This window comes from Thiocystis violascens DSM 198 (genome assembly GCF_000227745.2).
In the GTDB taxonomy this organism is placed as follows: Bacteria; Pseudomonadota; Gammaproteobacteria; order Chromatiales; family Chromatiaceae; genus Chromatium; species Chromatium violascens.
Genome location: NC_018012.1, coordinates 662,044 through 685,697, shown reverse-complemented (window position 1 = coordinate 685,697; position 23,654 = coordinate 662,044). Strand labels below are relative to the sequence as shown.

16 protein-coding genes and 2 tRNA genes are annotated in these 23,654 nt (G+C 61.3%); 3 read left to right on the top strand and 15 right to left on the bottom strand.

What is annotated here, in order from left to right:
• Positions 1–5 precede the first annotated feature (5 nt).
• Positions 6–2,729, top strand: a complete 2,724-nt coding sequence (locus THIVI_RS22490) for a response regulator (RefSeq protein ID WP_014777193.1) — start codon at positions 6–8, stop codon at positions 2,727–2,729.
• Here the strand turns inward: THIVI_RS22490 and THIVI_RS03135 are convergent.
• On the bottom strand, positions 2,726–4,399 hold the full coding sequence (locus tag THIVI_RS03135; RefSeq protein WP_014777192.1) for a methyl-accepting chemotaxis protein: 1,674 nt from the start codon (positions 4,397–4,399) through the stop codon (positions 2,726–2,728). The genes THIVI_RS22490 and THIVI_RS03135 overlap by 4 nt on opposite strands.
• A gap of 293 nt (positions 4,400–4,692) precedes the next feature.
• A complete protein-coding gene (locus THIVI_RS03130; protein ID WP_014777191.1) occupies positions 4,693–5,640 on the bottom strand; it encodes a GGDEF domain-containing protein in 948 nt (315 codons plus the stop codon).
• Between the two features lie 251 nt (positions 5,641–5,891).
• On the opposite strand from THIVI_RS03130, the gene THIVI_RS03125 reads away from it, so the two are divergent.
• Together THIVI_RS03125 and THIVI_RS03120 are read left to right on the top strand one after the other, a co-directional pair.
• Positions 5,892–7,100 carry an ATP-grasp domain-containing protein gene (locus THIVI_RS03125; protein ID WP_014777190.1) on the top strand — a complete coding sequence of 403 codons (1,209 nt, stop codon included), beginning with the start codon at positions 5,892–5,894 and terminating at the stop codon, positions 7,098–7,100.
• Positions 7,097–8,200, top strand: a complete 1,104-nt coding sequence (locus THIVI_RS03120; protein WP_014777189.1) for a phosphoserine transaminase — start codon at positions 7,097–7,099, stop codon at positions 8,198–8,200. Before THIVI_RS03125 ends, THIVI_RS03120 begins: the two co-directional genes overlap by 4 nt.
• A gap of 27 nt (positions 8,201–8,227) precedes the next feature.
• On the opposite strand, the gene THIVI_RS03115 is transcribed toward THIVI_RS03120, so the two are convergent.
• The 13 genes from THIVI_RS03115 to tig all read right to left on the bottom strand — a co-directional run bounded on the left by THIVI_RS03115 (position 8,228) and on the right by tig (position 23,539).
• Positions 8,228–9,337 (bottom strand): IS5 family transposase, encoded by a 1,110-nt coding sequence (locus THIVI_RS03115; protein ID WP_041447215.1) that lies wholly within the window; start codon positions 9,335–9,337, stop codon positions 8,228–8,230.
• 68 nt (positions 9,338–9,405) lie between these two features.
• On the bottom strand, positions 9,406–10,389 hold the full coding sequence (locus THIVI_RS03110) for a VWA domain-containing protein (RefSeq protein ID WP_014777188.1): 984 nt from the start codon (positions 10,387–10,389) through the stop codon (positions 9,406–9,408).
• Between the two features lie 261 nt (positions 10,390–10,650).
• Entirely contained in the window at positions 10,651–12,372 is a 1,722-nt protein-coding gene (locus tag THIVI_RS03105) for an acyl-CoA dehydrogenase family protein (protein WP_014777187.1), read from the bottom strand.
• 7 nt (positions 12,373–12,379) lie between these two features.
• Positions 12,380–13,399 carry an electron transfer flavoprotein subunit alpha/FixB family protein gene (locus tag THIVI_RS03100; protein ID WP_014777186.1) on the bottom strand — a complete coding sequence of 340 codons (1,020 nt, stop codon included), beginning with the start codon at positions 13,397–13,399 and terminating at the stop codon, positions 12,380–12,382.
• Positions 13,400–13,405: 6 nt separating this feature from the next.
• Positions 13,406–14,296, bottom strand: coding sequence for an electron transfer flavoprotein subunit beta/FixA family protein (locus THIVI_RS03095; RefSeq protein ID WP_014777185.1), 891 nt, complete (start codon positions 14,294–14,296; stop codon positions 13,406–13,408).
• A 406-nt stretch (positions 14,297–14,702) separates the two neighbouring features.
• Positions 14,703–16,625, bottom strand: a complete 1,923-nt coding sequence (locus tag THIVI_RS03090) for a SurA N-terminal domain-containing protein (protein WP_014777184.1) — start codon at positions 16,623–16,625, stop codon at positions 14,703–14,705.
• Between the two features lie 76 nt (positions 16,626–16,701).
• Positions 16,702–16,778 (bottom strand) — tRNA-Asp (locus THIVI_RS03085).
• A gap of 31 nt (positions 16,779–16,809) precedes the next feature.
• Positions 16,810–16,885: transfer RNA gene (locus tag THIVI_RS03080), tRNA-Val, on the bottom strand.
• 13 nt (positions 16,886–16,898) lie between these two features.
• The gene (locus THIVI_RS03075; protein WP_014777183.1) at positions 16,899–17,171 is read right to left on the bottom strand and encodes an HU family DNA-binding protein; all 273 of its coding nucleotides are present in this window, start codon (positions 17,169–17,171) and stop codon (positions 16,899–16,901) included.
• A 214-nt stretch (positions 17,172–17,385) separates the two neighbouring features.
• A complete protein-coding gene (gene lon, locus THIVI_RS03070; RefSeq protein WP_014777182.1) occupies positions 17,386–19,839 on the bottom strand; it encodes an endopeptidase La in 2,454 nt (817 codons plus the stop codon).
• 208 nt (positions 19,840–20,047) lie between these two features.
• The gene (clpX, locus tag THIVI_RS03065; RefSeq protein ID WP_014777181.1) at positions 20,048–21,322 is read right to left on the bottom strand and encodes an ATP-dependent Clp protease ATP-binding subunit ClpX; all 1,275 of its coding nucleotides are present in this window, start codon (positions 21,320–21,322) and stop codon (positions 20,048–20,050) included.
• Positions 21,323–21,510: 188 nt separating this feature from the next.
• A complete protein-coding gene (gene clpP / locus THIVI_RS03060; RefSeq protein ID WP_014777180.1) occupies positions 21,511–22,155 on the bottom strand; it encodes an ATP-dependent Clp endopeptidase proteolytic subunit ClpP in 645 nt (214 codons plus the stop codon).
• A gap of 88 nt (positions 22,156–22,243) precedes the next feature.
• Positions 22,244–23,539 (bottom strand): trigger factor, encoded by a 1,296-nt coding sequence (gene tig / locus THIVI_RS03055; RefSeq protein ID WP_014777179.1) that lies wholly within the window; start codon positions 23,537–23,539, stop codon positions 22,244–22,246.
• Between the last annotated feature and the right edge of the window lie 115 nt (positions 23,540–23,654).

Sequence of the window (23,654 nt, the reverse complement as noted above, 5' to 3'; positions counted from 1 at the left end):
AGGCAATGACCCTTCTTGGCCGACTCGCGCCACGCTGGCCGCTGATTCTGGCGGCCATCTTTTGCGTTTACACTTTTATCCTGCTCTGGAATGTCCACACGTCCCAGAGTCTGCTGCGCTCCGCGGCGGATGCCCGGCTGGTGGCGGACAGCCAGCGGCGGGCGGCGGCGATCGGCGATTTTATCGCCGCGCGGCGCGATGGCATCGCCGAACTGGCCGAACACCAGGATCTCGAAGCCTACCTGATCAACCGCGCCCTGGGCATGTCGCTGCAATACGGACTCAATGCCAATCTGGATGCCATCGAACAGCGTTTTCGCCAGAAGGTCGCCCAAAAGACGCTCCGCGGCGCGCCCATTTATAGCCGCATTCTGTATCTCGACGAACACGGCGAGGTGCTCGCCGACCTCAACCCCTCGGCGCCTCCCGTCATCCTGCCGTCCGGATTCGAGACTGCGGTCAAGGTCTTGATCGACTCCGAACACAGCCAGATCGTCACCAGCTCGCCGGTGTTTCACAAAGGCGTTTACAGCGGCGTGGTCGTCGCCGTGGGCGATCTGAAACAGCTCGCCTGGCTGTTGATTTCCAGCGGGACGGACGACCAAGAGGACGTACCCTATCAGGAACTGCTCCTGTCCGCCGATGGACAGGACATCACGGCACCCGGCAGCCGCCTGACGCTCGGGCGCGACGTCGCACGGATGCTGGCCCGATTGCCGGAGAACACCCTGGCGCCCGTGAGCACACTGACCAAGACCAGCGCCACCTTGACCGACAAACTGGCCCTGCGCACGGTCGTGGCGGAGACGCCGCTCTCGCTGGTGACTCTGATCGCCGAGGACAGTGTCTATGGACACATCAGTTCCCGCCTCTTTCTCTCTTCGCTCAGCGCGGTTCCGTTCATCCTGCTGTTCGCCGCCATTGCGATCGACCGCCTGCGTCGGCGCGCCCTTCAATTACAGGCCGAATACGCCGAATCCGACCGGCTGCGCGACGAGTTCCAGCGTCACAATCAGGTGCTGTCGGCTGAAATCGCCCGCCGCGAGGCGTTGGAAAGCGAGCTTCGCGACAATGCCAACCGCCTGGAACAGATGGCGGCCGAACTGCAAGCCAGTGTGCTGAGAGCCGAGGACGCCAGCCGCGCCAAGTCCGATTTCATGGCCACCATGAGTCATGAAATCCGCACCCCCATGAACGGCATCATCGGCATGACCGAACTGACGCTGGACACGGAATTGACGGACGAACAGCGCGATTGCCTCAACATCGTGAGAATGTCCGCCGACGGTCTTCTGACCATCATCAACGACATCCTCGATTTCTCGAAGATCGAGGCCGGCAAGCTCAACGTAGAATCCATCGATTTCGATCTCCATCGCTTGATCAATGAGGTGATGAAGACCCTGGCGGTCAAGGCGGACGAAAAGCATCTGGAGCTCCTGTGCGAGATCGACTCCAAAGTGCCGCGGGCGGTATTCGGCGATCCTGGGCGTCTGCGCCAGATCCTCACCAATCTCCTCAATAACGCGATCAAATTCACCGAAACAGGCGAAGTGGCGCTACGGGTCGTGCTGCAGGAGACCGTCGTCGATCGGCTCAACCTGCATTTCGCCCTGCGCGATACCGGAATCGGTATCCCGCCCGAACACCAGGCACGCATCTTCGAGGCTTTCTCGCAGCAGGACACCTCCACCACCCGGCGTTTTGGCGGAACCGGATTGGGACTCACCATTTCCAGGCGACTGGCGGAACTGATGGGCGGCCGCATCTGGGTGGACAGCCGTCCCGGCGAGGGCAGCACCTTCCATGTGGTCCTCTGGCTGGGTCTGAGCACACGCGAGGCGCTCTCGCCCCCGCCCCAGGATCTGCGGGACAAGCGCGTCCTGCTGGTGGACGACAATGCGACCAACCGCCGCGTGCTGGGGAAACTGGTGGTGCAATGGGAGATGCGACTGACCGAGGCGGCGGATGGACGCGAGGCGCTCCAGGTTCTGGAGGCCAATGCGTCCACCCCCTTCGATGTGCTCTTGATCGATTATCACATGCCGAGGATGGACGGCTTCGAGCTGGCCGCGGCGCTCAAACAGGATGCGCGTTTCCGCGATCTGAAGCTGATCATGCTCTCCTCGGCCTCCGTTCGGGGGCTTGGGATGCGCTGCCGGGAACTCGGCATCGACGCCTTCCTCACCAAGCCAGTGGCGCGCCACGAACTCCTGAAGGCCATCCATGCGCTGCTGGGTCGCACCGATCGTCAACCGGATCCGGCACCCCTGATCACCCGTCACTTGCTACGCGAGGGTGATGGCCCAACCGCGCTGAAAATCCTGCTCGCCGAGGACAATGCCGTGAACCAGAAGCTGATGCTGATGGTTCTGAGCAAATGGGGCCATGAGGCCACGCTCGCCCAGAATGGTCAGGAGGCGGTCGACTGGAGCGCGCGCGCGCCCTTCGATCTCATCCTGATGGACATGCAGATGCCTGTCATGGGCGGACTGGAGGCCACCCGCCGGATCCGCGACCGCGAAGCGACCGCGCCGACCCCGAGTCGCATCCCCATTTACGCCCTCACCGCCGCCGCGCTTCCGGAGGAGCGCGCGGCGGGCCTGGCCGCGGGTCTCGACGGTTATCTCACGAAGCCGCTCAACAAAAAGGAATTGCAGGATCTGCTCTCCGAGGCGATTTCCTGGAAAGTTCATACCAAACCCACACAAGTAGAAATCGCACCCTAAATCCTGAACTGCCCCACCCGCTCCTGTAACTGCGCAGCCAGACCGGCCAGTTGCACGCTGGCCGTGGCGATCTGCGACGAACCGGCCGAGGTTTGATCCACCGTCTCCGAAATCGTATGGATGTTGCGATTAATCTCTTCCGCTACCGCCGTCTGTTCCTCGGCGGCGCTGGCGATCTGCCGGTTCATGTCATTGATGCTGGTAATCGAGGTGCTGATGGTATGCAGCGACTCGCCCGCCCTGCGCGCCTGAGCGACACTTTCGGTTGCCTTGGACCGTCCCTTCTCCATCACCTGCACCGCCCCGGCCGAGCCGCTCTGCACCCGCTCGATCTTCTCCTGAATATCCAGGATCGAGGACTGGGTGCGGCTGGCCAGGGTGCGCACCTCGGCGGCCACCACCGCGAATCCGCGTCCCTGCTCGCCGGCGCGCGCCGCCTCGATCGCGGCATTGAGCGCCAGCAGATTGGTCTGCTCGGCCACGCCCCGGATCACATCCAGCACCGCCCCGATCTCCTTGCTATCCTCGGACAGCCGCGCGATCACCTCCCCGGCGGATTCCACCTCGCGAGCCAGCGACTCGATGGCCGCGATCGTCTGCATCACCACCTCGCTCCCCGCATCGGTCTCTGAGTCGGTGTCCTGAGCGGCACGGGCCGCCGCCGCGGCATGGCGCGCCACCTCCTCCACCGTCGCCGTCATCTCGTTCATCGCGGTGGCGACCTGATCGGTCTCGGACTGTTCCAGCTTCACCTGCTCGCGCATTTCCTCGCTGGTCGCCGAGAGTTGCTCGGCCGCCGCCGCCACCTGCGCGCTGGCCGTCGCCACCTCGCGCAGCACGCGCTGCATATTCGCCACCATGCGCGCGAAGGCGGCCAACAGACTGGTCGTGTCATCCTTGCGCAGGTCGATCCGCGCGGTCAGATCGCCTTCCGCGACACGGTTGACCACCTCGACCGCATAGGCGGGTTCCCCGCCAAGCTGAAGCAGCGTGTCGCGCGTCAGATACAAACCAAGAAACACCGCCAGCAGCAGCCCCAGGCCCATCCCGACCGCAGTGAACTTCACCATTCGACCCGCTTCCGCCAGGGCTTTCCCGACTGCGGCATTGGTGGCCTGATTGTTGAACGCCACCATCGTATCGATCAGAACGCCCACGCGATCCGAGATCAACATCATGTCCGTGACCAATCCAACAAATTCCGCGTAAAGGGGGTCATACTCTTCGGGGCCGGTCGCCTGAATCATGCCCGCGAGGAGTTGATCCAACCGCACGTAGCTCGCGCGCCAGGCCGCGTATTCAGTCATGAAGACCTCGTAGACGGTTTTCTCGTCGGCGGACTTCGGCAGTTTTTCATACGCGGCCAGGGCCTCCTCGACATTCTTCCAGGACGCCAGGCGCTGACGCGAGACCAGTTCCAGAACCTTGCGCGTCTCCGGCGACCAGACTGCCTGTCCCTGTACCTCAAGCGTCTGCGTGCGCACCTGCAGGCGCTCGATATTCATGCGATCCAACTCGATAATGGACGGTAGGCGGACCAGGCCGATCGACTCGATGTGCTCCCGCATGTCCAACTCGCCCTTGATCCCGAGCAACCCGACGATCAGCACGAGCATCGCGATCGACAGAAAACCGGCCTGCAACTTCACACTCAGACGAACCTTTCTCATGACAACGTTTTCCTTTCGATAAGGACTGAATCCGATGAATCCTGTGTACCGATGGTTGCGTTTTTCAGACGGACCGAATCAGGACAAGCACCAGCAAAACGCATGCATCCCTTCGTCGATGAGGTAAAGATGCACGAACGTCGCAAGAGATTTCGTCAGCGTCGCGTCAAGATCATCGATTGCCATGAAAAAGCGCCCGACAGGCGCCTTTTCATTCCCCGCACAGGAAGGCTCGAAGCCATCGAGCGTGGTGTGAGTCTACTGCAATTTGACCGGCCACGAGCGACCTCATCCTAGGACACGCAAAAGGAATCGACCTGCTTGCAATCGGGGGTTCCCGAGCCCGCCAGTACCCGATTGCAGCCAGCGCGCTTGGCGGCATAGAGCGCGCTATCCGCCTGATGATAGAGTTGATCGAGATCCATCCCATGGCGATACGTCGCGACCCCAATGCTGACACTGGCATTGACCTGCTCCCCGGTCACGGTCGCGATCGTCAGTTTCGCCACCGCGCACCGGATCCGCTCCGCGCATTCCATCGCGTCGGATAGATCGGTTCCTGGCAGCAGCACCACGAATTCATCGCCGCCGATCCGCACGCACAAATCCGCCGTGCGTGTCACCGCGCGCAGGGTATCGGCAAGGGCGCACAGCAGGCGGTCGCCCACCGGATGGCCATGGTTGTCATTCACGGCCTTGAAGCGGTCGAGATCCATCACCAGCATGGACAGCGGGTGTTTGTGACGGATGTTATCCGCCAGCCACTGCACGCCCTGCAAGGTCAGGGCACGACGATTGCCGAGACCGGTCAGCGGATCGCGCTCCAACTGTTGACTCATGTCATAAAAGCGCAGGGCGTTATGCAGCGATTGAGCCGCCAGCCCCAGCAAACCCTCGATGCGGATCTGATCGGTCTCTGAGAAACGGCGGCCGCGCATCAGTTTCAGCGTCCCCATCTCCTGCCCGTTCAGGGTCAAGGCATATTCCAGCCGATGACGATCAGGCTTCCCGCCCGACAGCTCGAGATCGGATTCCGCATGCCGGTACTCCCAGCCGCTCTGGGCAACCAGATCGTAGAGGAAACCGCTAAGCGTGTTCAGAACCTGGTCAAGATCCAGCGACGCCGTGATCGCCTGTAAAAACCGGATCGGATCGATGGACTCCGACTGTTGACGCACCGTCTGCTCGGCCGAGGTCACGAGGGTCAGATGCGGCGTATCGGCTTGGCTGGTCAGATTCACGGGAGTACCCCAAAGGTGTTGATCCTGCCCTTGGTTTAGCCAAAGCCGTGCCAGACATAAAACAGTCTATTTAATAATGAATTAGCGATTTCGCAAACCAAAAACGACGGAATTCTGACGGTTCGTGATAGAAGGGAGCATCAGCCGAAGCGTCGTCAACCCGTGACCGCCGATATTTTGTCGGTTCTGGCTTGCACCCGCGCGGGGGCCAGCGGACAATCGAACCTTATCCGGAATCGGAGCGCACCGTCATGCAGGCATCCCTTGGCCTTGCCAACTTGATGCGCCGCCATTTGGCGGGCGAGGACTTGACGCCATTCGGCCGATCCCTGCTCGCACGGGCGACGCAAGACCCGAACGATGCAGCCTCACTCTTCGATGCCGCCATCATTTTGCAGTTTCTCGGCAATCCGGCCCTCGCGCTACAACTGCAACGGGAGGCGCTCAAGCTGTGCCGGCACTACGTCATCCCCGCCGCCTTGCCAGCCCGGCTGCGCCTGCTGGCGCTCATGGCGCCCGGCGAACTCATGGCGAATGTCCCCATCGAGTGTCTGCTGGAAAACTCCGATATCGAGCTTCATCTGCATTACGCCATCCCTGGCGAGACCGCTCCGGCGGATCTCCCCGAGCATGACCTGCTGTTCGTCGCGATCGGCGAATCGGAGGCGAATCATCGCCTGCTGACCGACTGGCTGCCCCATCTGGGCATCTGGCCGAAACCCATCCTGAACAACCCGCGACACGTCGCCCGCGTTGCCCGCGATACCGCCGCTCAGCGCTTGCAGGGATTGCCCGGGATCGTCATGCCACCGACCTGGCGCATCGCTCGGGAGACGTTGCGGCAACTGGCCGATCACCGCGCGCCGGACCCCAGCCTGCCCGCCGAACTCGACTTCCCGCTCATTCTCCGCCCGCTCGACTCGCACGCCGGTCACGACCTGAGCAAAACCGACACCCCCACGCAGCTCGCCGAGCAACTCCAGGTACTGCCCGACGACGAATTTTTCGTGGCGCCCTTTATCGACTACCGCAGCCCCGATGGACACTTTCGCAAATACCGCGTGATCCTCATCGCCGGCACGCCCTATGCGTGTCACATGGGCATTTCCAGCCACTGGATGATCCATTATCTCAACGCCGGAATGGCCGAAAGCCCCGCAAAGCGGGCCGAGGAAGCCGCGTTCATGGCCGATTTCGAGCACGCCTTCGCCGTCCGGCATGGACCGGCGCTCGCCGCTATCGATCATGCCATCGGACTGGATTATCTCGGCATCGACTGCGCCGAACTGCCGGACGGACGCCTGCTGATCTTCGAGGTCGACCACGCCATGGTCGTTCATGCCATGGATCCGGTCGAACTCTTCCCCTATAAACAGCCGGCCATGCGGAAAATCTTTATGGCCTTTCGGTCCATGCTGCTCCAGGCAGCCGCGTCCGCGTCATCCGGCACCTGTCGATGAATCATCTGAATTTTTCCGGCGGACCCGGTGTCCTGCCCGCCACGGTGCTTGCCGAAACCCAACAGGCCATCGAGTGCGTCCCCGAGGTCGGATTGTCGATCCTGGGCATCAGCCACCGCTCGGACTGGTTCGCGGGCGTCGTCGACGAAGCCGAGCGCAACATCCGCCAACTGCTCCAACTCCCCGAGAGCCATGCCGTGCTCTTCCTGCAGGGCGGCGCCACGCTCCAGTTCTCCATGATCCCCATGCTGCTGCTGCGCCATCGCCGCCAAACGGCCGACTATCTGCGCACCGGCTACTGGAGCGCCAAGGCGATTCCCGAGGCGCGCCTGGAAGGCGATGTGCGCGTTCTTTGGGATGGCGAGCCCTGGGGCTTCCGGCGACTGCCCCGCCCTGACGAACTCGCCTATTCCGACACGGCGGCCTACCTGCACTACGTCTCCAACGAAACGGTCGAAGGCATCCAGTTTCACGCCATCCCCGGACTCGACCGCGTGACGCGCGTTTGCGATATGTCATCGGATTTTCTGTCGCGTCCCTTCGACCCCGAGCGTTTCGATCTGATTTATGCGCACGCCCAGAAGAACATCGGTCCCGCAGGCGTCACCGTCGTCATCCTCCGGCGCGATCTGCTCCACCGGGCGCCCGACGGACTCCCTACCCTGCTCGACTACCGCACCCATCTCAATGCCCATTCCATCTATAACACTCCGCCAGTCTTCGCCATCTATGTCGTGCTGCTGGTCACCCGCTGGTTGCTGAACGACATCGGCGGACTGGACCGGATGGACGCCATCAACCGTCAAAAAGCCGCCAGTCTCTACGAGGTGATCGACGACAGCGACGGTTTTTATGACGGCTGGGCGGCGCGCGAGGATCGTTCGCTGATGAATGTGGTCTTCCGATTGCCGACCGCCGACTTGGAAGCGGCCTTTCTGCACCAGGCAACCGATCAAGGCTTCAGCGGACTCAAGGGACATCGCTCGCTCGGCGGAATCAGAGCCTCCATCTATAACGCGATGACACCGGAGGCGGTCGACTCGCTCTGTCGTTTCATGTGGGAATTCGCGGACGCCAACCATTCCACCGGAGAATTTTGAGCATTCTCTTAGAGGGTGTAGACAAAATCAAACCGTTGTGGTCAACCGCCGCAGCAGGATGCGCGCCTCCGCCAGCCAAACCCAGGTTTCGGAGACCGCTGGCAGACGGTCATGATGCATGATCAATCGACGGGCACGCTCATTCCACGCATGGGTGCGCTCGACAACCCAGCGCTTCGGCAGCGGAACGAAGCCGTCGGCGTTGGCGATCACCACTCGGTCAGGCGCCCCGTCCACGTGCCAGGAGCCAACGCTTTTGTTGGCTGGATGGCGCACGACTTCCACGCGGATCGCGTGGGTCTGCTCGGTGGTTTGGGCAAATTGACCGGCGTAGGCGCTATCGACAAACAGCGTGTTGATCTGGGGGTACTTGGCGGCCGCGTCAGCGACGGCGCCCGAGGCGGCATCGCGGTCCTGAAGATTGGCCGCGACCACGCTCACCGCCAACACGAACCCCAAGGTATCGACCACCAGGCTGCGCTTGCGCCCCTTGACCTGCTTGCCCGCATCAAAGCCGCTCGGTCCACCCTGCGGCGAGCCGCGGGTCGATTGCGCATCCAGCACCGCCGCCGTCGGCGCGATCTCACGCCCCTCGCGTTCGCGCCATTGCCCCCGCAGTCGATCATGCATCTGCTCAAACTTCCCAGCCGCACTCCAACGGCGAAACGTCTTGTAGACATTCTGCCAAGGCGCGAAATCGTGCGGCAGCATCCGCCACGCGCACCCCGTGCGCACCACGTAGCAACACGCCTCCAGGATGCTCCGGCGCGACACGCGGGGCGGTTGACCCCGCCCGCCCGGCATCTCAAAGAGAGCGGCGACCAAGTCCCACTCCGCATCGGTCAGACAACTTGGGTAGCTTTGGTCGGGGTCGTGGCGACGATGCGCATCCGTATACCCATACCGACGCGGCGTTGCGCGCGCTTGCGCCTCGAGACCACTCTCGCCCCGGAGGCGCGTGACGCCCGCCTCCCGCAAGGACTTGCGAATCGTTGCTTCATGAGCCTCGATTCCCGTCCGTGCCGCGAGTTCCCGGGCAATCTCTGACAGCGTGGAGGTCGGGCGATCCGTGACAATTTGACGCAATACCGCTTGCTCCGCCTCGTGAATCTTGGGGGGACGACCAGCTTTCGACATCAGCGCACACCAGCTCAGTTGTAGACTGGTATACAAATAGCAGCTCAATTATTTTTGTCTACACCCTCTTAGACGCGCCCACGCCGAGCGGACGCGACGGCCAGCCCGACCGTGAGCAACAGGGCGGCGGAGGCAGGCCAGACAAAGAGTGCGCGCTGGGGTCGAAAGGTGCGTTCGTCGCGTTCATTGGGTTCCAGCCGATCCAACTCCGCATACACCGTCTCCAGTTCCTCCCGATTCGTCGCCGAAAAAAACCGGCCGCCGGTGAGCTCGGCGATCTGTTTGAGCGTCGCCGGATCGTAGTCGCTGCCTTGGCGCATCAGGCGGATCCCGAAGGGCGTCCGAATCCCCATCTCGCCGCCGCCAATGCCGATGGTATGGATGCGCACGCCAGCCTGCGCGGCGAGTTGCGCGGCGACCAGCGGATCGAGCGTGCCGGCGGTATTTTGGCCGTCGGTGAGCAGCACCAGAACGCGCTGGCCCTCGGGCTGTTCCCGCAAACGCTTGACCGCCACCGCAATGGCGTCACCGATGGCCGTTTCACGTCCGGCCAGGCCAACCACCGCCTCGTTCAGCAGGGTGTCGACTGTGGCCCCATCGAAGGTCAGCGGGGTCTGAAGATACGCCTGAGTCCCGAACAGGATGAGCCCAAGCCGGTCCTGGTCGCGTCGTTTCACGAAATCCGTCGCCACCGCCTGCACCGCCGCCAGCCGGGTGACCGCCCGGCCATTCAGTTCATAGTCCTCCTGTTCCATGCTGCCGGAGATATCCAGGGCCAACATCAAATCCCGTCCGGCAATGGGCAGACCGATGGGTTCGCCGACCCACTGCGGACGCGCGGCGGCAAGTACAAGCAGGATCCAGACCAGCGCCGCCAGCAGCAGCCGCGGCCAAGACGCGCCCGCCGAGCGCTCGACCGTCACCGCCGGAAGTTCGGCATAGAACGGCAGGCGCAGAGCGGATCCGATGTGAGCGCGGGCACGCGGGAGCCGAGTCGTCAGGAACGGCAGTGGCAATGCGAGCAGCACCCAGGGCCAATCCAGTGTGATCATTGGAGTGTTTTCGGTCTATCCAGGGGGAATGGGTGTGTCGCCCGCCAGACGGGCCAGAGGCCTATCCCCCGCACGTCAGGCGATTGCTGGAAAAGTTCATAGCCACAGATTGCATCCGTCCGTGGTGACATTGAAGCCGTTCGTGGTGAGTTTGTCGAACCACGAACGGCTTCAATGTCGCGCCTCGGAGCGCGATTTTCCGCTCATCTCATTCGACCCTTCGGCTCCCGCCCAGGGCTTAAGGACGAACGGAAACCTGGATCAGATCAGGATTTCGTCGGCGTGGAGCAGGTCGGCGAACTGATCTTTCTTGATCACGTCCCAATTCCGGCGTGCCTTGGCTGACGCGCCGATGATATAGCGGCGGGCGATGAAGACCTTGCGGCTATCCTCTTCCGCCTCGTCCATCAGCAGCCAGCCGGTGTACAGATAGGAATAGATTTCCACCAGTTCCTTGGCGGCGATGCTCTGGAAATGCTTGTCGGTTTTGTCGGTCACATATTTCAGCGCGTCCAGGAACAGCACGCGCATTTCCTTCAGTTCATCGGCCAGACGCGCCAGACTGCCGGACGTCTCCTTTTGCTCGCGGGCGGTGAAATCCTCGGCGAAGATGTCGTTGATCACCCCGCCGGTAGCGGCGACGATCTGAAGTTGCGAGGTGCCCTCGTAGATGTTGGTGATACGCGCGTCGCGGGTCAGTCGCTCGACATTGAATTCCTTCATGTAGCCCGTGCCGCCATGGATCTGCAGAGCGTCATAGGTGACCCGGTTGGCGTTCTCGCTCAACACGTACTTAGCCATCGGGGTGAGCAGCGCGGCGACTCGGGTCGCTTCCTTGAGCTTGGCGCTCTGCGCGCTGGAATCCTTGCCCTCGGCCTTGAGTTCCTCGACCTTCTCTTCGAGTTTGTTGCGCAGGTCGACCCAGTGGCAGGCGGCGTAGAGCAGCGAGCGATCGCTCTCCAGGGTCACGCGCATGTCCATGAGCAGATTGGTGATGACGGGGATCGCGTAGATGCTCTTGCCGAATTGCTCGCGCGCCTTGGCGTAGCGCAGCGCCTCGTCATAAGCCGCCTGAGAGATGCCCAGACCCTGGGCGGCGACGCCGAGGCGCGCACCGTTCATCATGTCCATGACGTACTTGATGAGGCCGAACTTGCGCTTGCCGATGAGCTGCGCCGGGGTATCGTTGAACTGCAACTCGCAGGTCGGCGAGCCATGGATCCCGAGCTTGTTCTCGATGCGCCGCACGACGACGTTATCCTTGCCGTAGCAGGCGAACAGACTCAGGCCGCGGCCATCCTTGGTGCCGGGCTCCGAACGGGCCAGGACCAGCAAGATCTCGGCGTTGCCGTTGGTGATGAAGCGCTTGACGCCCTTCAATCGCCATTGCCCGTCATCGTCCTGATAGGCCAGCATGTTGACGGCCTGCAGGTCGGAACCCGCGTCCGGCTCGGTCAGCGCCATCGCGCCCGTGGCCGCGCCGCTGGCGAACTGCGGCAGGAACTCCTGACGTTGCTCCTCGGTGCCGTATTTGTTGATGGTCTCGGCGATGTCCTGCAAACCGAACAGGTTCATCAGCGACGCCTCGGCACGGGAGACCATTTCGATCGCCATGGTGTAGAGGGTGGTGGGGATGTTCAGACCGCCATAACGCCGGGGCAGCGTGAAGCCCATCAATTCAGCCTGGGTCAGCAGACTTAGCGCCTCCTGAATGCCCTTGGCGTAGGCGACCTTGCCGTCGGCGAAATGGCTCCCCTCCTCGTCCACGGCGGCGGCCTGGGGGGCCACGTTGTTCGCCGTGATGTCGCCGACGATCTCCAGTACCTTGCGATAATTATCCAGGGCGTCCTGATAGTCGACCGGGGCGAAGTTGTAGTCAGTGGACTCGGTGTAGCCGTGCTCGGCGATGTCGACCACCTCCTGAAGCTTCAGGCGGTCGAAATGAAAGAGTAGATCGGTGTTATCGGTGAAATAGTTGGCCATGGCTCGACTACTTTAATTTGTGCTTGTAGGCATCGATGAGCTTCGGAATCACGTCCATCACGTCACCGACGATGCCGTAATGGCAGACACCGAAGATCGGCGCGTCGGGATCGTCATTGATGGCAATGATCTTGTTGGAGTCGCTCATGCCGGCCCGGTGCTGGATCGCGCCGGAGATGCCGCAGGCGATATAGAGTTTGGGCCGCACGGTGACCCCGGTCTGTCCGACCTGCCGGACATGATCGATGAAACCGGCGTCCACCGCCGCGCGCGTGCCGGCGACCTCACCCCCGATGACATGGGCCAACTCATAGAGGATCTGGAAGTTCTGAAAGTTGCCCATGCCGTAGCCGCCGGAGACGATGATCGGGGCGGCCTTGAGATTGACTTTGCTCTCTTCGTGATGCTGCTCGATGATGCGCACGAGCTGGTCGGCAGCGTCGGGCGTATAGGGGACGGGCGTGATGCGTCCGGCGACCGGCTGCGCCAGCGGGATCTTTTCCATCACTCCCTCGCGCACCGTCGCCATCTGGACCGGGGCATCCGGACAGATGATGGTGGCGATGATGTTGCCGCCGAAGGCCGGGCGAATCTGCAGGAGCAGTTGGGAGTAATCCTTCCGCAGATAGGTCACGTCGGAGATCTGCAGATCCGTGCAGTCCGCGGTCAATCCGCTGCGGGTATGGGAGGCGACCCGGGGCGCTAGATCCCGACCGATGAAGGTGCCGCCGAACAGCACGATGCGCGGTTGATGCTGGTCGACCAGCTCGCTCACGAGACGGCTGTAGGGCAGCGTGTTGTAGTGTTTCAGTTCGGGGTGATCCGCCAGCAGAACTTCGGTGGCGCCGTACCGAAAGGTCTCCGCGGCCAGGGCCTGCAGGTCATGACCGATCAGCACCGCCTTCAACTCGCCGTGCAGGCTTTCCGCCAGCTTTCTGCCCTTGGAGAGCAGTTCGAAGCTCACATCGGCGGGCTTGCCCTCGCGCTGCTCGATGAACACCCAGACCTGTTGTTGATTTTCGCTCATAAAGGCTTATCCGAAGATGTGATCTTCCATCAGTTTATCGATCAGCGCGTGCATGCCGTCCTTGGTGGGGGGGATGATTTCATGCGCGCCGCCGCCCAGGATCACCGACTCGATCTTGTGGACCTTGGTCGGCGACCCGCCGAGACCACAACGCTCGGGATCGACATCGAGTTCGTCGGCGGTCAGGGTGGGGATAAACAGGCCCTTGGAGACATACTCTTCCTTGAGCTGATCGAGATAGAGCAACGAATTGCCTTCGATCATCTTTTCGAGTTCGAGCAGGGTATGGGCGTTCTTGTAGGCCATGACCCGCTTGGCCATGAAGGGCCGGGGCGTGGCGGCGTCCTTGATCACGGTGATCAACAGGGGCAGCGTGCCTTCCAGAATCTCGAAGCCGCGGTCCACCTTGCGCTTGACGGTGATCTTTTCGCCATCAGCCTGGAGGATCTCTTCGGCATAGGTGATTTGGGGCAGTCCCAGTTTTTCGGCGGTCTGAGGGCCGACCTGGGCGGTGTCGCCATCGATCGCCTGCCGGCCGGCGAAGACGATATCGTAGGGTGCCAGTTGACGCAGCGCCTCGGACAGCACATAGGAGGTCGCGAGGGTATCGGCGCCGGCGAATTTGCGGTCGCTGATCAGGATGGCCTCATCCGCGCCCATGTAGAGACAGTCGCGCAGCAGGTCCGAGGCTTTCAATGGCCCCATGGTCATCACGCGCACGGTGCCGCCGTAACGGTCCCGCAGTTGTAGTGCCAATTCGAGGGCGACTTTGTCCTCGGGATTGAAAATGGTGGGGAGTTTACTGCGGTTGACGGTTCCGTCCGGCTTCATGACCTGACCGGAGATATTGGCCGTGTCGGGAACCTGTTTAACCATTACGATGGAATGGTAGCTCATGCTCTGCCTTGTCACATTCGTCTGGAAGCGTTGGGGACGCGGTCACGGCAAGGCCCGGCGCTCGGAGAACGCAGGGCTGCGATGACGACATCGCCCGGAAGGTGGTTCGTGTCGAAGTCCAGCCTGACTCAAGACAGCCGACATCGAGAGTCGGCAGTCAAAAGTCGGGGCGGTTGAATTGGGACTCCCTGAGTGTCGACGCTCGCCACCGCCTGAAAAAAGGGGCGCGAAATTCTAACCTTGATCTTGTCGACCGGCGCGATTCGCGCGGGGCATTCAGGGTATGAACTTCAAGGACTCCGAACCCATGTTGACGGATACGGATCCGAAATTCAACCGCATTACGAGGGGTAGGCGAGCTTCCTGCCCTGGCTGGACAGGCCAGGATGGCCTATCCACGACAGAATCAGAGATCTTCCACGGAACTGGCAGCCTTTCGCTCGATCTTCGCGCGACTTTCCATGTCTCTCAGCATGTCGGCATAGAGTTGCCGCGCCATCAATTGAGACAGCATGGAGGCCTCCGGCGCCGTCTGACCGGCATCCTCCGATTCGACCTCTCCATCCTGTACGCGGATCAGTCGCACGACCGCCGCGTCACCATGATCGAGCGCAGCCGTCCCGACGCTGATGGATCCCTCGCTTGGCGCCGGCAATGTGAAGGCCGTGTCGAGGATCGGCGCGGGCACGCTGGTCGTCTGCCGATCCACAAGCCCTGGCTCCTCCAGCTTGAGAGTCCCAAGCGTCGCCGCCCAGTCCGCCCCATCGCGTAACTTTGCGGCGGCGGACTCGGCGGCCATCTCGGCGGCCAGCCGGGCTTTTTCCCTGCCGATCTCGGCCACGATCTCCTCGCGCACCTCGTCCAGCGGTTTGGTTGCCGCGGGACGATGTTCGACAAACCGCAACACGATTGCCTGGAGCGAATCGCGCTCCGGCTCGATCAGGTCGCTGTTGTTGCCCTCGACAAGCACCTCATTGCTGAACGCGGCGGCAAGCACCTTGGGCTGGCCAAGGATTCCCTCGCCGCCCTCGCGACCGATCCAGTCGCTCTGCTGGATGGCAAGACCCAATTCCTCGGCAGCCGGTTCCAGACTGTCCGGCGATTCGTAGACGAGATTCGCCAGTCGTTCGCCCAACTCGTAGAACAGGGCATCGGCGCTTTGCTTGGCGAGTTCCGCGCGTAATTGCTCGCGAACTTCCTCGAACGGCTTGACCACCGAGGGCACGATTTCGTCCACCCGGATCAGGTGATAACCGAATTGGGTCCGCACCGGCTCGCTCAGTTCTCCCGCCGGAAGCGTAAACGCGACCTGCTCGAAGGCAGGGACCATGACGCCCTTCTCGATCATGCCGAGCGAACCGCCCTTCGCGGCACTGCCGGGATCGTCGGACACCTGTTTCGCCAATTCATCGAGGGATTCGCCAGCCAGAAGACGATCACGAACCGCCTTGATCTCGGACAACACCTGGTTGGCCGCGGCCTCATCCGCATCGCTCGGGACACTGAGCAGCAGATGACTGACCTTACGACGCTCCGGTTGAGTGAAACGCGCCGGATCGTCATCGTAATGACGGCGCAGTTCCTCTTCGCCGATCTCGGCTGTGCCTGACAGCGTGCTCGCGTCGAGGATCAGGTAGTCGAGTTTGACTTGTTCGGGCGTCTGAAAGCGTGCCGCATTCGATTCGTAATAGGCCGTGATCGCGGTCTCGTCAATCGGCTCCGCGGACGCAAAATCGGCGACGGGGAAGCGCGCATAGGTCAATTCGCGCTTCTGTTGCGCGAGGCGCTGATACTGCGAGAGTTCGGATCGAGTGACGAATTCGCTGCCGGATACGGCGCGGACCAACTGGGTGCCGGTCATCTGCTGGCGCAATCGAGACTCGAACAAGGCGGGCGTCATTCCCTGGAGTTCAAGGATGCGCTCATAGGCCCCCTGATCGAAGCGCCCATCCTGCTGGAACGCCGGCTCGGAGAGCACCTGAATCTGGATTTCGCGATCCGACACGCGAAGACCCAGGCGCCGCGTCACATCCAGCAACAGTACCTCGCGAACCATCTCGTCGAGCACCTCGGCGCGGAGTTGCTTGTCATCGAGGGCCGCAAGGTCATAGGCCGCGCCGAGACGCTCCCGGAGTTCGATTCTGGCCTCCTGAACCCGCCGATCCAACTCGCGGGCGGGAATCTCCACGCCGTTAATTTTTGCCACGACCGGCTCTCCCCCGACACCCAGATAGGACTGAATCCCCCACAGAGCGAAGGGCACGCTGATCAGAACAACGATGGCCCAGGCAATCCAACCCTGAGCGCGATCCCGGATGGTTTGAAGCATGGCGATAGGTAGAGATAGCGAGTGGGACTTGGAAAAAAGAACGGGGTACCCAATGGGTACCCCGTTCTATCCGAGATGGCGGAGCGGACGGGGCTCGAACCCGCGACCCCCGGCGTGACAGGCCGGTATTCTAACCAACTGAACTACCGCTCCAAAGATCTTATCGATTTCGATCTGAAACTCTTGGTGGGTGCTGCAGGGATCGAACCTGCGACCCTCGCCTTGTAAGGGCGATGCTCTCCCAGCTGAGCTAAGCACCCTTCAAGCGAGCGACTATTGTACGGCGTCCTTCAGCGCTTTGCCAGCTTTAAATGAAGGCGTTTTGGATGCCTTGATTTCAATGGGGTCGCCAGTCTGAGGATTCCGCCCGGTGCGGGCGGCCCGCTCCTTGATCGAAAAAGTCCCAAAGCCGATCAGCGAAACCGTACCGCCCTCCTTCAAGACGATGGCGATTTCATCGGTCATTGCGTCCAGGGCACGCGCCGCAGCGGCCTTGGAGATATCGGCGGCGTCCGCCATTTTTTCGATGAGTTCCGATTTATTCATTTATTTCCCCTATTAACTGACTGAGTGTTCGAGAGTCCAGCGGCGCGCCCAACGTGAGCAGCCCACAAGAGCTTGGCTATCAAGGAGGACCAGGATGCCTTTCAAAGGCATCCTGAAACGATGCCGCATGCTAAGACGGAGACAGCGCGAGGGCAACCGACTTTTTCACCCTTCATCTCGATATCCAAACGAGGCAGGCCATGTCAAACGCGGTTTAATGATGCAGCCGCACGGCTTGATAGCGCGCCAGATCGGCGGTCGACTCATGACTATCGGCATCGACCGTCACCGGATCCTCGCCGTCGATCTTGAACCCAACCGCCTCTGGACGCTCCGTCAGCGCCAATTCAAGCACTTCATCGATCCAGCGCACGGGATGGATTTTTAGATGTTGCTTGATGTTTTTCGGGATTTCAGTCAGATCGCGCTCGTTTTCCAGCGGAATGATCACCGTCTCGATGCCGCCACGGTGCGCGGCCAGCAGTTTTTCCTTCAAACCGCCGATCGGTAAGACTTCTCCACGCAGGGTAATCTCACCGGTCATGGCAACACTCGAACGAACCGGGATCTTGGTCAGGGCGGAGACCAGCGCGGTGCACATCGCCACGCCCGCGCTCGGTCCGTCCTTGGGGGTCGCGCCCTCGGGCACATGGATATGCACATCGAAGTTCGTGTGGAAGTCCGGCGGCACACCGAGCGCGTCGGCGCGCGAGCGCACCACGGTCATGGCAGCCTGGATGGACTCCTGCATCACATCGCCCAGTTGGCCGGTGTAGCTGAACTTGCCCTTGCCAGGAACGAGCGCGGACTCGATCCGCAGCAACTCGCCGCCCACTTCGGTCCAGGCCAATCCGGTGACCTGCCCGACCTGATCGTGCTCGTCGGCGCGACCATAGCGAAAACGCTGGACCCCGAGATATTTTTCGAGCGTTTTGGAAGTCACCGTCGTTGGCGTATCCCGCTTCTTGAGCAAAACCTCCTTCACGACCTTGCGGCATATCTTGGAAATCTCGCGCTCCAGATTCCTGACCCCCGCCTCGCGGGTGTAATGCCGGACGATGTCGCGCAGGGCGCTCTCGCGAATCACAAGCTCGCCCGCCTTGAGACCGTTGTTTTGGGTCTGCTTGGGAACCAGGTAGCGCTCGGCAATCGCGACCTTCTCGTCTTCGGTGTAGCCCGAGAGTCGAATCACCTCCATGCGATCGAGGAGCGCGGGTGGGATATTCAGGGTATTGGCCGTGCCCACGAACATCACCTCGGAGAGATCGAAATCCACCTCCAGATAATGGTCGACGAAGGTATGGTTCTGCTCCGGATCCAGCACTTCGAGCAGCGCGGAAGCCGGATCGCCCCGGAAATCCATCGCCATCTTGTCGATCTCGTCGAGCAGGAAGAAGGCGTTGCGCGATCCGGCCTTGGACAGATTCTGAATGATCTTGCCCGGCAGAGCGCCGATATAGGTCCGGCGATGACCGCGAATCTCGGCCTCGTCGCGCACGCCGCCGAGCGACATGCGCACGAATTTACGATTGGTCGCGCGCGCGATCGACTGCCCCAGCGAGGTCTTGCCAACGCCCGGCGGTCCGACCAGACAGAGGATCGGCCCTTTCAGCTTGCGCACGCGCTGCTGCACCGCCAGATATTCCAGGATGCGTTCCTTCACCCGCTCCAATCCATAGTGATCCTTATCCAGAACCGCCTCGGCGACCTGGATGTCATTGTGAATCCGGGTGCGTTTTTTCCAGGGGACGCCAACCAGGGTATCGATATAGTTGCGTACCACGGTCGCCTCGGCCGACATCGGCGACATCAGCTTGAGTTTATTCAACTCGGCCTGCGCCTTGTTCTTGGCTTCCCGCGGCATGCCGGCGGCCTGAATTCGCTTGGCGAGATCCTCGATCTCGTTGGGCGCGTCCTCAAGTTCGCCAAGCTCTTTCTGAATCGCCTTCATCTGTTCGTTCAGATAGTACTCGCGCTGATTCTTCTCCATCTGGCGCTTGACGCGCCCGCGGATGCGCTTTTCCATCTGCAGGATGTCGTTCTCGGACTCCATCAGGCCCATCAGATGTTCGAGCCGGCCCTGCACGTCGATCATCTCCAGAACGCGCTGTTTCTCGTCGAGCTTGAGCGCCATGTGCGCGGCCATGGTATCGGCGAGCCGGCCGGCGTCCTCGATGCTGGCCAGCGAGGTGAGCACCTCGGGCGGCACCTTTTTGTTGAGCTTGACATACTGATCGAACAGGGTCATCGCCGAGCGCATCAGCACTTCCTGCTCGCGATCATCTGCCTCCAGGGTCTCGTCCATGGGCTTGATGATCGCGGAAAAGGAGTCTTCCGTGGTGACAAACCGGCTGATGAGCGCACGCTGATTGCCTTCCACCAGCACCTTGACGGTTCCATCGGGCAGCTTGAGGAGTTGCAGGATATTCGCCAGGGTTCCGATTTCGTACAGATCCTTGACGCCGGGATCGTCCACATCGGCGCTCTTTTGCGCGATCAGGAGGATCTGCTTGTCAGTCGTCATGGCCCCGTCGAGCGCTCGAATGGATTTATCGCGCCCCACGAAAAGCGGAATCACCATATGGGGATAGACAACGACATCCCGCAACGGAAGCACCGGGACTTCCTGGGAAGAGACGGTCGAGGAAGCAGTATTCTGTAGCGCCATGGATACCTGTACTCGTTCAAACGACCGTCCACGGGGTTGGCGATGCGAGTTGTCTGGGTCAGCGACCGGCGAATCGCCACCGCGGATGTCGGTGTGATGGGAATAAGGAAAGGGTCGGGGCGATAGGCGGTGAGTTCAACGACCGCTCGTGCCCGACCTTGAGTCACGCAAACTGATGCGCTAGACGTTCTGCTGACCGGGAAAACGCTCAATCCGCCACGGCGGCCTGCTTCTCGACGCCTTCATAGATGAGGAAAGGCTTGTTATCGCCGGCAATCACCGAAGCGTCGATCACGACCTTGCTCACATGATCCATGGAGGGAAGGTCATACATAATATCGAGCAGCACCTGTTCCATGATGGTCCGCAAACCGCGGGCACCGGTCTTGCGCTCCATGGCCTTGCGCGCGATCCCGCCCAGCGCGTCGTCGCGGAGTTCCATGACGACGCCTTCCATCTCGAACAACCGCGCGTACTGTTTGACCAAGGCATGCTTGGGCTCGGTCAGAATCCGCATCAGCGCCGGCTCGTCAAGCTCTTCGAGCGTCGCCATGACAGGCAGGCGGCCAACGAATTCCGGAATCAGCCCGTAGCGAATGAGATCCTCGGGCTCCACCGCGCTCAGGAGTTCGCCGATCTGACGGCTGTCGTCCTTGCTGTGAACCTCGGCCGAGAAGCCGATTCCCGTCTTGCGCGAACGGTTCTGGATGACCTTGTCGAGACCGGCGAAGGCGCCGCCCACGATAAAGAGGATGTTGGAGGTATCGACCTGGAGAAATTCCTGCTGCGGATGCTTGCGACCGCCCTGCGGCGGCACCGAGGCGACGGTACCCTCGATCAATTTCAGCAGCGCCTGCTGGACACCTTCGCCCGACACGTCGCGGGTGATCGAGGGGTTGTCCGACTTACGCGAAATCTTGTCGATTTCGTCGATATAGACGATGCCGGTCTGTGCCTTCTCGACATCGTAGTCACACTTTTGCAGCAGCTTCTGGATGATGTTCTCGACATCCTCGCCGACATAGCCCGCTTCGGTCAGGGTGGTCGCATCGGCAATGGTAAAGGGCACATTGAGCAGGCGGGCCAGGGTCTCGGCGAGCAGGGTCTTGCCCGATCCGGTTGGCCCGATCAGCATGATGTTGCTCTTGGCAATCTCGATGTCTTCCTTGGCCTCGGCCACTTCAAGACGCTTGTAATGATTGTAAACGGCAACGGAGAGAACTTTTTTGGCCTTCTCCTGCCCGATCACGAACTCATCCAGACGCGCCTTGATCTCGTGCGGCTTGGGCAGGTGGCTGGTGGTCTCGCCAACGTTTTCCTGCATCTCCTCGCGGATAATGTCGTTACAGAGTTCGACGCATTCGTCGCAGATAAACACTGAAGGTCCGGCGATGAGTTTGCGGACTTCATGCTGGCTCTTGCCGCAGAACGAACAGTAAAGCAGTTTGCCTTCGTCGCTCTTGCCGTGATTGTTTCCACTCATCGAAGATGGGTCTCCAGTGGGTCGTTTGAGGACGCAATACCAGCAGTCCCGATCGATGCCTGCTCAATCATAACCATTTGGACTTATATGGCAAGTTCGTTAATGAACGCTTTGTTGCGCGTCACAAATTCGCACACTTGGCGCGCCTGTACGGGGCGCCAAGCATGCTGTCGTGAAAAAAACTCGAATCAGGCTTTGACCGGCGCGGGTCCACGCTCGTTGATGACCTTATCGATCAATCCGTATTCCTGAGCCACTTCTCCGCTCATGAATCGATCGCGCTCGGTGTCCTCGGCGATCTTTTCGATCGGCTGTCCCGTATGCTCGGACAGGATCTGATTGAGTTTGTCTCGGATATAGAGGATTTCGCGGGCATGGATATCGATATCGGTCGCCTGGCCCTGGAAGCCGCCCAGGGGTTGATGGATCATCATGCGCGAGTGCGGCAGACAATAGCGCTTGCCCTTCGCTCCGCCAGCGAGCAGGAGCGCGCCCATGCTCGCGGCCTGGCCGATACACATGGTGCTGACATCGGGGCGGACGAAGCGCATGGTGTCATAGATGGCGAGACCGGCCGTCACCGAGCCGCCGGGGGAATTGATATAGAGGTGGATATCCTTATCCGGATTCTCTGACTCCAGGAACAGGAGTTGCGCGACCACCAGATTCGACATGTGGTCCTCCACCTGACCGACCAGAAAGATGACGCGCTCTTTCAAGAGCCGGGAATAGATGTCGAACGAACGCTCGCCGCGCGCGGTCTGCTCAACGACGATCGGTACCAGCCCGAGCCCTTGGGGCTGCCAGTCGGTACGGCTCTGAGGATTGGTCATGATAGTGGTCTTCACCTGTAACTGAATGATTGCGTGCGCAACGAACCGTTTGGCGATGCTCGCTCGGTTCGCGCGCGACGCGTGACGATCAGAGTTCCGGCGTCGGGTTCGTCAATTCCGCGAAATCGACGGTCTCGTCTTCGACCGTGAGCTGTTCCATCATCAGCTCGACGATTTGATCCTCAAGGACGACCACCTCGACCGCACCAAGACGTTCGCGATCACTGTAATAGTAGTCGACCACCGCCTGCGGCTGATCGTAGGTGGATGCCATCTGCTCGATGATGTCTCGGACCCGTCCGGCATCGACCTTGAGGCTGTGTTCGTTGACGATCTTGCCGAGAATCAACCCCAGCGCCACGCGCCGGCGCGCACCCGCCTCGAACAGCGAAGGCGGCAGATTCAGCTTCGCGCCTCCGAGCGACTGGGCCATCTTCCCGGCCATGGCGTTCATCTCGTTCTCGACCAGCGCGCTGGGCAGATCGAGCGGATTGGCCTCGACCAGCAGATCCATGACCCGTTCCTTAATGCGGGCATTGAGCCGCTCTTTCAATTCCCGCTCCATATTGGCGCGTACGTCGGCCAAAAAGCGGTCCAGATCGCCGTCCTCGACACCGAACGCCTTCGCGAACTCGGCGTCGACAGCCGGCAAGGCGGGTTCGGTCACGGCATCCAGGGTGACCTCGAAGCGGACCGGCTTGCCGGCCAAGTGGGCGGCCTGATAGTCCTCGGGGAAGGTCAGGTCAAGCGTGCGCTGTTCGCCGACGCTCGCGCCGATCAGCGCCTCCTCGAATCCTGGGATCATCCGGCTGGCGCCAAGCTCGATGGTCAAACCGGTCGCTGATCCGCCATCGAAGGCTTCGCCATCCACGGTGCCGGTAAAGGACAGGGTGACCTGATCGCCGCTCTGACAGGGGCGCTCGACCGGCGTCCAGGTCTTGCGCTGAACGCGCAGCCGCTCGACCATCGCATCCAGATCGGCGTCCGTCAGCTCGCACAGGGGACGCTTCAGGCTCTTGCCCGCCAGGGACGCGAGTTCGAACTCGGGCATCACCTCGAAGACCGCCGTATAGCTCAAGCGTTTTTCGTCCAGATCGATCTCCGGCTCGATCCGCGGCATCCCGGCGGGACGCAGGGACGCCTGAGTCAGCGCATCCTCGTAACTGGACTGCACCATCTCGCCGAAGACTTCCTGATGCACCTGACCCGCAAAGCGCTGCCGCAGCACCTTCATCGGCACCTTGCCCGGACGGAAGCCGGGCAGCCGAACAGTCCGCGCCAATTTCTGCAAACGCTTGTCGACTTCAACCTCGACCTGCTCGAACGGCAGATCGATCTTCATCCGTCGCTCAAGCCCCTCGCCCGCTTCCACCGAAACTTGCATTCATTCTCTCCCGTGGGCACCGGCCGAAGCTCCGGTCCGTACCTTGCTGAATTCTGACGCGGACAACGCGCCCGCACCGTTAAAAGCCGTCCAGTATAGCCCGCGGGCGATCAAG